The organism is Plantactinospora sp. B24E8 (assembly GCF_039871735.1).
Taxonomy (GTDB): Bacteria; Actinomycetota; Actinomycetes; order Mycobacteriales; family Micromonosporaceae; genus Plantactinospora.
In genome coordinates this window covers 15827-26144 of sequence record NZ_JBDPMH010000029.1, presented here as the reverse complement: position 1 = coordinate 26144, position 10318 = coordinate 15827, and the positions used below count along the sequence as shown (strand labels likewise).

The following is a 10318-nucleotide window of genomic DNA, read 5'->3' as shown; positions in this document are numbered from 1 at the left end:
GCCATCCCGGCGGGGTCAGTTCGGAGCGCTGCCGGTCACGCCGCGCCGACCCAACGCCCGCTGCAACTCACGGGTGGCGTTGTGGGTGCGTGACTTGACCGTGCCCGGCGGTACGCCGAGCAGCCCGGCCACCTCACGGTGCGTACGGTCCTGGTAGTAGACCAGGAGCAGGGCCTCACGGTGCACCGCCGAGAGGCTGCGCAGCGCCGGCCCCAACACGGCCCGGTCCAGGGCGGCGTCGTACAGGCTGTCCGCCGGCTCCCAGACCGTGGCCGTGACGTCCTCGGCGACCTCGGCGGGGCGGGCCGCCGTCCGCCGGGCCTGGTCGACGCAGAGGTTGTGGGCGACCCGGGAGAGCCAGGCCTGCGGCGACCGGGCGCTGGCCACCGAGGCCAGGTTGCGCCAGGCCCGCAGCAGTGTCTCCTGGACCAGATCCTCGGCGCGGTGCGGGTCGCCGGGCACCAGGCGCCGGACGTACCGGTGCAGCGCGGGGCGGCTCTGCGGCACCAGCACCCGCTCGTACCAGGTGGCCAGGTCGGTCTGGGGCGGCTGAGGATCACACTCGAGGGTCGTCATCGGATACCTCATCTCTGGCCGGACGGACCGCCTCAGGCAACCGAGGCGGCGGCGGGCACGTCGGACGCGGTCAGCCGCAGCAGGTCGTCCGTCGACGGGTCGGCGAGGTCGGCCACCCGCTGCGCCTGGTGTTCGGTCATCCGCTGGAAGACCTGCCGCGCGGCGCGACCGTTGCCGAAGCCGTGGCCGTGGTCCATCCCGGCGAAGAGGGCGTGTACGGCGGCCCGCGCATCGTCGGCGAGCTGGTACTCGTGCTGCCGGCACTGAACCTCGACGATGTCGGTCAACTCGGTGGGCCCGTAGTCCTCGAAGGTCAACGTCCGGGAGAATCGCGAGGCCAGACCCGGGTTCGACGCGACGAAGCGGCCCATCTCCAGCGGGTACCCGGCCACGATCACCACCACGTCGTCCCGGTGGTCCTCCATCAGCTTGACCAGGGTGGCGATGGCTTCCTGCCCGAAGTCGTTGGTGTGCCCGGGCGGGACCAGCGAGTAGGCCTCGTCGATGAAGAGCACGCCGCCGAGCGCCCGCCGGAAGACGGCCTGGGTACGGGGTCCGGTGTGCCCGACGTACTCGCCGACCATGCTGGTCCGGTCGGCCTCGACGAGATGGCCACGTTCCAGCATGCCCAACGCGGCGAGCAGCCGGCCGTAGAGCCGGGCGACGGTGGTCTTGCCGGTGCCGGGGTTGCCGGCGAAGACCAGGTGCCGGCTCAGCGGCGGCGACGCCAGCCCGGCCTCCTGCCGGCGGCGCACCGTCCGCATGAGTTTGATCTGGGCCTGCACGTCCTGCTTGACCCGGTCGAGGCCGACCAGCGAGTCCAGCTCGGCCAGCAGTTCCGGCAGGTCGGCCTCGGTGGGTACGGCCACCTCGGCCGTCGCGCCGGTCGCGGCCGGCGGGGTGCCGGCCAGCGCGGCGGCACCCGCTGCCGTCGGATCACCGGGGTGGCCGCCGGCGGCGAGCGCGGTCGGCGGCAGCAACGACCTGGTCACCCCGGTCAGCCGGATCTCCTCGAAGACCGGCTTGGCCTGCGGGTCCACGTCGACATCGAGTTCGGTGTCCCGGATCCGGGCGCGGACGACGGCCGGCGTCGCCCCGGCACCGACGTGGATCGCCGGGTACGCGCTGGCGGTGAACACACAGTCGACGTACCGGCCGCCGCCGCCCTCGGCGACGAACAGCGCGTTCTTCGCCCCGGCCGTGCACGACGTGGCCGTCACCCGCGGTTTCGCCCCGGTCCACACGACGATGCCGGAGCCCTCGGCGTCGCGCACCGCACACCGGTCGACGACGCCCCCGCTGTCCTGCTCGAAGACGATCCCGGCGGTGCCGGCACGGTCGATCCGGCAGTCGGTCAGCTCGACGGTGGCGCCGACGCCGACCTGCACCCCGGCCCGGCCGCTGGCGTCGACCACGCACCCGGTCAGCCGGGCTGGTCGGTCCGCGCCCACGACCACCCCGTTGCGGTTCGCTGCCAGCACCGTGCCGGTGGCCGTCACCTCGGCGCTGTCGGCGGTACTCACCCCGGCCAGCCCGCAGCCGTGCACCCGGGCCCCGACCAGTTCGGCGTGGCCAGCCCCGATGGCGTGCAGCCCGTGCTCCGCCGACGGCCCCAGCCAGACGCCGGTGGCGGTCAGCCGGCCGGCGCCGCCGACGTGCAGCACGCTGTAGGTCGAGTCCCCGAGTACGGTGTCGGTGAGCGTCACCGTGCCCTGGTCGGTGACGAGGACCCCGTTGCCGGCGCAGCCGCGCACCGATCCGGCGACGAGGCTGACCTCGGCCTCGTCCCGGCACACCAGGCCGGTCGCGCCCGCCCGGTCCACGTCGCAGCGGGTCAGCACCAGCTGCGCCCGGTCGGCGGCGACGACGCCCGCGGCGGCCGGCGCGGTCAGCCGGCAGCCGGTCAGGTCCACGATCGCGGTACCGGAGGCGAAGACCGAGTCGCCGCCGCTGCCGGAGACCGCGACGTCCCGCCCGGTGACCGACGCCGACTCCTCGGCGAGGATCCCGTTGCGGCCGGCCCCGACGACCGTGCCGCCGGCCAGCTCGAACCGGGCGCTACCGCGTGCCCGTACGCCGGAGCCGGTGACCGGGCCGATCCAGGTGTCGCGCAGCGTGGCCTGCGCCGACTCGCCGGCCACCACGCCGATGCCGTCGACGTCGGTGACGACACAGCGCTCGACCAGGACGACGGCGTCGCCGGTGGCGTACAGGCCGGCGAGCCGGGCACCGGTCAACCGACAGTCGCGCAGCACCGGGCGGGCCTGTCCGGTGACCTCGACCCGGCCGCCGTGCAGGCCGCAGCCGACGAGTTCGGCGCCGCCGTCCTCGATCCGCAGCAGCGGCTCCGCGGGGTCGGTACCGGCCAGCGTCAGGTCGGCCAGGGTCGCCGCGGCGGTGATCCGCACCGGGGTGCGCGGCACCAGCGACACGCTGCCCGGCCCCCGCTCGGCCCGCAACCGCACCGCGCTGTCGACGAGCAGTTCCTCGTGGTAGAGACCCGGCGCCACCAGCACGGTCTGCCCGTCCGAGGCCGCGCGCAGCCCGGCCGCGATGCTCTGCGCGGCACCTCGTTGTCCGGGTGACACCCGGACGACGTCCGAACCGGCGCCGGCCCGTCGGCCCCCGAGTACGCCCCGTACCATCAGCCGCCCCCCGCGGGCACCGTCGGTCCGGTGCTCACGGCTGCCCGCTGCGTACCAGGTGGTCCGCGTCATCGGGGCGGCCGGCGAACGGGTCGTCGGCCTGTTCCACGGCCAACCGACGCCGCGCGCGTGCCGCCCGGTAGCGGCCCCAGAGCCACCCGGCCGCGAGCAGCGCCCCGATCGCGGCGAGCACCGCCAGCACCGCCGGCCAGGAGACCGGCTGGCTCCGCCCGCTCCGATCGACGACCGTGCCGGGCCGCCCGCCGTCGAGCAGCGGGCCGGTCACCGCGGCGTACGGGTCGAGCCGCCCGACGCTCCCCTGACCGGCGTCGGCTCCCCGGGCGGCGGTGCTGACGAGCTGCCGGCCGATCTGTCCTGCGGAGAGTCCCGGGTGGGCGGAGCGGACCAGGGCTGCCGCGCCCGCGACGAAGGCGGCGGCGTACTCCGTACCGGTGCCGACGTAGGACCCGGTACCGGCCGCTCCGATGCTGCGGACACCGGTTGCCGGCGCGAGCAGGTCCACCGATCCGTCCGGATAGTCGCTGGTCGGCCGCTGGTCGCGACGGAGGCCCCCGACGCGGAGCAGGCCCTCCGCCGGGGCCACGGTGGACTTCCCGGTCGGGACCGGCGCCACCACGAGTACACCCCGGCCGATCGCCTCGTCGACCGCCGAGCGGACCGTGCGGTCGGTGACGTCGACGGACGCGCCGAGCAGGATCACCTTCGCCCCGGTGGCCACCGCGACCTGGACGGCGGTCACGGCCGCCGGTGGGCTCGCCGCGACGCCCCGGTCCACCAGCCGCACCGGAATGATCACGGCCTTCGGCGCCACCCCGACCTGTTTGCCGCCGGCCCCGTCGTCGGCGGCGACGATGCCCGCCAGTGCGGTACCCGAGCCGACGCAGTCGGTGTCGCCCAGGCCGTTGCCGGAGACGATGTCCGCGCCCCGTCCGAGCCGGTCGCCGAGTTCCGGCCGACCCGCCGCCACACCTGAGTCGATGACCGCCACCCGGACGCCGGCACCGGTGGTGGTCCGCCACACCCGCTCCGGAGCCACCAGGCGTTGGCCCCAGGTCGAGGTGGCCGGTGGGGTGGCGACAGTGGTCGGCCGGCAGCGGGAGCGGTCGGAGACCGGGGAGCCGGAACCCGTCGGCCGGCCGGCGCCCGGTTGCGGACCTGCGGGGGCGAGGGGCACCTCGCCCCGCCCGGGTCCGCCACCCGGGTCGGCCGCCGTGGCCGGGCTGGACGGCGCAACCGTCGTACCGGGCAGCACCCCGTGCCGCAGGCCGGCGCCGATCGCGTCCCAGGGCAGCACGAGGTGCCAGCCCTCTTTCAGCCGCCCGGGATCGGTCAGTCGGCCACCGTCCGGCTGTCGCCGCCCGGTGTTGAGTTCCAGGATCTCGCCGGCCCGTTCGGCATCGCCGAGGAACCGGGCGGCGATGGTCCAGAGGGTCTCCGGCTTACCCTGGTACGACGCCGGCACCGTGTAGTAGAGGACGTAGGGCTCGACCTCCGGACCAGCCGGCGCGGCCTGGGCGGCCCGGGTGGCCGGGAACCCGGTCACCGCGAGCGTGCTGGCCGCCGTCACCGCGGTGAGCGCCGCCAGCCCGGTCAGGGCCACCCGCGCCAGTGGCCCGGTCACCAGTTGGCCCTTCGGATCAGCGCCCAGTCGTGGTCGTCGTTGGCCCGGCAGCCGAACACCTCGATCCTGGCCTCCAGTCCACCGGTCCCGTATCCGCCGGTGACGTCCAGGCAGAGGTTCGCGGCGGTGTTGATGACCCGGTAGAACTGGCCCTTGCCGGACTTGACCGTCGGCTGCAGCCGCCAGTACTGGTTCTCGTCGTCGAAGCAGCCGGTCTCGTACACCCCCGTCCCCGGCGAGACCGAGCCGGTGCCGGGCAGGTCAAGGCAGTACTGGGAGGTGACGCTGCGGATCCAGTACAACTGGTTGCCGGCGCCGTCGACCCGACGCGGGACGAAGGCGTACTCCTGGTTGTCGGGGGTGTGCGGATAGCAGAGGTTCTGGTGGACCGTCCCGTCGCGCGGCCCCGGGCCGGTCCCCGGAATGTCCAGGCACATCTCGGTGGCGAGGTTGTAGATGAAGTACGGCCCGTACGAACGGTTGTCCGTGGCGACGTCCCTGGCCTTGACCGGTGGCTGGTCGGAACTCGCCGGGGTGCTCGCTTTCGTCGGCTTCGACGACGGCGGCCTGGCCGGCGCGGTCGTCGAACCGGGGGTCCGCTCAGGCTCGGCGGTCGGGCTCTTCGCCGGGCCGGCGGGCGGGGTCAGCCGCGGGTCCTTGGCGTACTCGGCCTCGAAGCGGCCCACCTGCTCCGTCAGTGCGCTGATCCGTTCGCCGCCCGGCACGTCGGCCAGCGAACGGATCGTCGGGTCACCGCGCAGGAACGCCGCCAGCGCAAGCGGGTAGTCGTCCGCGCCGGTGCCGGGTACGGCCTCCAACAGCGCGCACATCGTCTCGCCGAGGGCCGGCACCGCCGAAGCGGGCGTCCACGGCGAGGCCTCCGCCGACGGCCGCACGTAGGACACCCACACCTGGGGCAGGAACTGCGCGATGCCCTGCTCGCCGGTCGGGCCGAGCCGCTGCGGGTCGAACGCGGAGGTGGCCATCAGCTGGGCGGCTACCCGGGCCGGCGGCAGCTGCGGGCAGACGGCCCCAGCGGCCCGGACCAGTTGCAGGTACTCGTCGGGCACCGGCAGCGGCGTCGCCGCTTCGGCGACCCGCTCCGCCACCAGCGGCGGGGTGGTCTCGGGCGCGGCGTCACCGCTGCCGCCGAAGGCCGGCTGCAACGCATACCAGATGGCGTACCGTTCCACGGTGTCGACGTACTCGAGGGCGCCAGTCGGCACGTCGCCGGCCTCGACGACCGGCTCCACGCCGACCCGGTGCGCCGCCAGCGCCAGCTGCCACCGGTCGCCGTCGAGCTTGAGCACCCGGATCTGGCCGACCAGTTGGCACATGTGGTGGGCGAGCGCGGTGACGCTGGCCTCCCGGTCGCTTGGGCGCGCGCCGTCCCACGGCGCCCATTTCTGCCACACGGTCGGCACGAGCCCGGCGGTGCCCTGCGCTCCGACGGCCTGCACCGCCTCGACCGGGGTGGCGGAGAACCGGGAGGCGGCCATCACCTGGCCGGCCAGCCGCGCCGGAGTCAGGGTGGGGCACGCCGTGGCCGCCTCGGTCAGCAGCCGGACATCGGCGTCGGAGACCCGGGCGCCGGGCAGCGGCTGCCCGGCGTCGGCCGGGCGAGGGGCCACGGACGCGGTCAGTGTGACCATCGCGGCCAGCCCCAGGGCTGTTCCCACGAGCAGCCTGTGGCCGGTCCTTCCTGACATGCTGATCCGGGTCGTTCTGCTCGGCACCGGCCCCCACACCCTCCCCAGGAATGTCCGTAATGGACTCACTGCAAGCTAGATGCCGACAGCACGGAGCACAGGCGACCGAAAGAGACATCACCGTGAATATTGGGTAAATGATTCTGGCGCCCGGACCCGCAGACTCAGATCGAGATCCCGCCGTCCACGGGAAGGACCACCCCGGTGATGTATCCGGCCTCCTCGGAGGCGAGGAAGGCCGTGGCCGCGGCGATCTCACTGGGCGCCGCGAACCGGCCGAGTGGGATGGCCGCGGCGAGCTCCTGGCGCTTCTCCTCGGGAATCGAGCCGATCATCCGCGTCTCGGCGTTGGGTGAGATGGCGTTGACGGTGACGCCGAACGCCGCGAGTTCCTTGGCCGCGGTCTTGGTGAAGCCGATGATCCCCGCCTTGGCCGCGCCGTAGTTCGCCTGCCCGACGTTGCCGCGCAGTCCCGTGTACGACGTCACGTTGATGACCCGGCCGTACCCCTGTGCCCGGAACACCGGCACCGCGGCGCGGGTCAGCCGGAAGGTTCCGCCAACGTGGACGTCCAACACCTCGGTCCAGTCCTGGTCCGAAAGCTTCCACAGTCGGCGGTCCCGGAGAATGCCGGCGTTGTTGACGACGATGTCCAAGCGGCCGGCCGCCGCGACCACCTGGTCCACCAGGGACTCGACGGCCTCGGTGCTGGTGACGTCACAGGCCACGCCGACCGCGCCCACCTCGTCCGCCGCCAGCAACACCGCGTCGGCGTCGGCGTCGACCAGGAACACCGTCGCCCCGGACTTGTGGAAGAGGCGGGCGAACTCGAGTCCGAGTCCGCGCGCCGCTCCGGTCACGATCGCGGTCCTGCCCGCGAAGTCGAACGTCAGGTTCGGCAACGTCCGCTCCTCCTCACACTTCTCGTGGTGATCCCGCCGGGGAGTGCCGACCCGGGCGCGCTGCCCGGTACCGGCCGCACGACCCCCGCGACGGCTAGCGCAACTCCTCCGCCGCGTCCCGCAACGACGTCAGGACGCGGCGGGTCTGCGGCGTGTCCGGAAGCAACGCGAGGAGCAGCGGGGAGGTGGAGAACGTCGACTGGTGGGCCATCAGGGCGCGGACCCAGTCCATGCCCGCCGTCAACTCGCCGACGGCGTCGGTCGTGCCGCCGCCGCGTACCCAGTTCCCGAGCGCCGACCGGTGGATCGCGTCGATGAGGGCCGCCAGGGCCGTCGCCTGGAAGGGCGGAGCGTCGGCCGGGAGGTGGTCGCGCAGGAACGAACGGGTGAGCGCCACGTACCGCTCGTGCTCGATGACCTCACGTTTTCGCAGCTCAGGGACGACGCGCGTCAGTTTGTACCGCCGGAGGACAAGCTCGGGCCGACTGAGGAAGTCACGCAGGGACTCCTCCGTGGCGGCGATGACGGCCTCCACCGGATCCGTGCCGGCGGCGGACTCGACGAGGCACCGCTCGACAAGTCCGATGCGTTCGGTGTGGTCCGGGAACGCGAGTTCGTCCTTGCTCTCGAAGTGCCGGAAAACGGTACGGCGAGACACGCTCGACGCCTCCGCGACGGCCTCGACGGTGACGTTCGCGTACCCCTCCTCGAGAAACAGGGCCATCGCCGTCTCCGAGATCCGGTACTTGGTCTCGAGTATTCTCCGCGACGTCACCGACAGGTGCCCTCTCCTGGTCTGGTGTTGCGCGATGTGCGGTTACCGCGCATCGTGAGGTTTGCCGAACTTCGGGACTGCCCGCGATGGTTCACGGTCCTCGCCTCGACGGGTCGGCACCGGCCGACGTCCGACCCGGCGACGTACGGCGCCGCTGCCAGGTGAGCCACCGGTGACGGACGGTACCCCAGAGGCCACGGCGGAACAGCAGCACCACCAGGACGAAGACCGAGCCGGTGACCAGGTCGATACCGTCGAAGCCGGACGAGGCGAGGTAGTCGGCGAGCATCACGGCCAGGAAGGCGCCCAGGACTCCTCCCCAGAGTGTGCCGATGCCGCCCAGCACCGTCATCAGCACGACCTCGCCGGAGGTGCTCCAGTGCAGCTCGGTGAGCGCGACGAAACCGTGGTTGATGGCGAACACCCCACCGGCCAGGCCGGTCAGTCCAGCGGAGAGCACGAAGGCGATGACCTTGTACTTCTCCACCTCGTAGCCGAGCGCCCGGGCGCGCTGGGTGTTGTCGCGGATCGACACCAGGACCCGTCCGAACGGCGAGTGCACGATCCGCCAGGCCGCCCACATGCCGAGCAGGAGGATCGGCAGGGCCGCGTAGTAGAAGTAGAACGAGTCGGTCTCCACCGGCTCGATGCCGAAGAACTCCCGAGGTACGCCCTGCAGCCCGTTTTCGCCACCGGTCAGGTCGCTCCACTGGTACCCGACGAAGTAGACCAGCTGCGCGAAGGCGAGGGTCACCATCGCGAAGTAGATCCCGGACCGGCGCACCGACAGGTAACCGGCGGGCAGGGCCAGGACCATCGCGAACAGTGCGCCGCCGACGACGGCCACCGGAAACGGCACCCCGTAGTGCGTCGCGATCAGGCCCGTCACGTAGGCCGAGCTGCCCCAGAACGCCGCGTGCCCGAAGGACAGCAGGCCCGTGTAGCCGAGCAGGATGTCCAGCGCGATCGCGAACAGCGCCATCGCGACGATGTCCATCGCCACCGGCGGATAGACGAACCAGGGCAGCGCCAGGGCAGTCACCAGGCCGGCGGCCAGCAGCACCCAGCGCAGCCCCGGGGCGCCCGTCGCGGCGGCCGGGGGTGCCTCGGCGACCGGGGCCGGGGTAACCACGGACTGCGTCATGCCGTCGCCTCCTTGCGTCCGAACAACCCCGCGGGGCGGACCAGGATGATCAGGGCCATCAGGACGAAGATCAGGATCTGTGCGAACGTCGGGGCGTAGGCCTGGCCGAACGCCTCCACCAGGCCGACCAGGAAACCCGCGACGACGGCGCCGACGATGGAACCGAGCCCGCCGATGACCACGACGGCGAAGAGGATGATCGCGAAGTTGTTGCCCATGTCGGCGGTGATCGCGCGGAACGGCGCGGCGAGGACGCCGGCCAGGCCGGCGAGCGCGACACCGAAGCCGAAGACCGGCGTCACCCAGCGGCCGACGTTGATCCCCAGGGCGCGGGCGAGTTCGGGCTTCTCCGTCGACGCCCGGACGATCATGCCCACCCTGGTCCGTGTCATCACCAGCCAGACGAGCACACAGATCGCCACGGAGAACAGGAAGACGAAGAGCTGGTAGCGCGGCAGCACGACGCCGGCCAGGTCGACCCGTCCCTGTAGCGCCTCCGGAGCCCGGTACGGCAGCCCGGAGACGCCGTACCTCTGCTTGACGAGCTCGACGAGAACCAGCGTGAGGCCGAAGGTGAGCAGGAAGTTGTAGAGCGGGTCGAGCCGGAGCAGCCACCGGACGAGCAGCCGCTCCACCGCGACGCCGAAGACGAACATCAGCACCGGCACCACCAGCAGCGACCACCACAGGGTGAGATCGAGGGTGTCGAGCAGGACGGCCGTGGTGACCGCACCGAGCATGTAGAACGCGCCGTGGGCGAAGTTCACCACGCCCAGGACGCCGAAGATGACCGCCAGGCCCAGGGCGGCCAGCGCGTAGAAGCTGCCGGCCGCCAGCCCCTGTACGGCGTACTGCAGCACTGCGTTCACGGGTTCCCCTCCCGGTGCCGCCCCGGGGCGCGCAGCGGCGCCCGGGGCCCTGGAAA

At 72.9% G+C, this 10318-nt stretch carries 8 protein-coding genes; all 8 read right to left on the bottom strand.

Annotated elements, in window-relative coordinates:
• Window positions 1-15: 15 nt before the first annotated feature.
• Window positions 16-576 carry a sigma-70 family RNA polymerase sigma factor gene (locus ABGB21_RS28640; RefSeq protein ID WP_347655682.1) on the bottom strand — a complete coding sequence of 187 codons (561 nt, stop codon included), beginning with the start codon at window positions 574-576 and terminating at the stop codon, window positions 16-18.
• Window positions 577-608: 32 nt separating this feature from the next.
• Window positions 609-3221 carry a right-handed parallel beta-helix repeat-containing protein gene (locus ABGB21_RS28635; protein ID WP_347680412.1) on the bottom strand — a complete coding sequence of 871 codons (2613 nt, stop codon included), beginning with the start codon at window positions 3219-3221 and terminating at the stop codon, window positions 609-611.
• A 34-nt stretch (window positions 3222-3255) separates the two neighbouring features.
• Window positions 3256-4863, bottom strand: a complete 1608-nt coding sequence (locus tag ABGB21_RS28630; RefSeq protein WP_347680410.1) for a S8 family serine peptidase — start codon at window positions 4861-4863, stop codon at window positions 3256-3258.
• Complete coding sequence (locus tag ABGB21_RS28625) at window positions 4860-6542, bottom strand: RICIN domain-containing protein (RefSeq protein WP_347680408.1); 1683 nt, start codon at window positions 6540-6542, stop codon at window positions 4860-4862. Before ABGB21_RS28625 ends, ABGB21_RS28630 begins: the two co-directional genes overlap by 4 nt.
• A gap of 194 nt (window positions 6543-6736) precedes the next feature.
• Window positions 6737-7474, bottom strand: coding sequence for an SDR family oxidoreductase (locus tag ABGB21_RS28620; RefSeq protein WP_347655678.1), 738 nt, complete (start codon window positions 7472-7474; stop codon window positions 6737-6739).
• A gap of 94 nt (window positions 7475-7568) precedes the next feature.
• Window positions 7569-8198: a helix-turn-helix domain-containing protein gene (locus ABGB21_RS28615; RefSeq protein ID WP_347680406.1), complete on the bottom strand. Its 630-nt coding sequence runs from the start codon at window positions 8196-8198 to the stop codon at window positions 7569-7571.
• Between the two features lie 142 nt (window positions 8199-8340).
• A complete protein-coding gene (locus ABGB21_RS28610; RefSeq protein ID WP_347655676.1) occupies window positions 8341-9393 on the bottom strand; it encodes a branched-chain amino acid ABC transporter permease in 1053 nt (350 codons plus the stop codon).
• Window positions 9390-10262, bottom strand: coding sequence for a branched-chain amino acid ABC transporter permease (locus ABGB21_RS28605; RefSeq protein ID WP_347680404.1), 873 nt, complete (start codon window positions 10260-10262; stop codon window positions 9390-9392). Before ABGB21_RS28605 ends, ABGB21_RS28610 begins: the two co-directional genes overlap by 4 nt.
• Window positions 10263-10318 lie beyond the last annotated feature (56 nt).